Origin of the sequence: Enterococcus sp. C63, from assembly GCF_040887215.1 — a bacterium.
GTDB classification, from domain to species: domain Bacteria; phylum Bacillota; class Bacilli; order Lactobacillales; family Enterococcaceae; genus Enterococcus_B; species Enterococcus_B hirae.
Map to the genome: position 1 here is coordinate 1 of NZ_JBFOFI010000026.1, position 229 is coordinate 229.

The window sequence follows — 229 nt, forward strand, 5'->3', positions numbered from 1 at the left end:
GAAGTATTTTACAATACCTTGCATGTAGCTTTCAGTAATGATTTGGTTGTCAAAAATAGGAAATTCTTTTTTCTCTTCACCAGAATAGATGTACATAAAAAGACGGACAGTCGCATTGATTAAATCAGTTGGACTTCCGTCTTGATTTTTAATTTCAAATTGTAATACGCCAGCTTTTTTGTCATAGGATTTGAAAGTAAAACCAGTGACTTTCGCTGGTGGATTTGTA

General features: G+C 33.2%; 1 protein-coding gene. It reads right to left on the reverse strand.

What is annotated here, in order from left to right; genetic code table 11:
* The coding region (locus AB3H90_RS14410) for a BppU family phage baseplate upper protein (RefSeq protein WP_368016920.1) at nt 1–229 on the reverse strand (229 nt) is incomplete at both ends.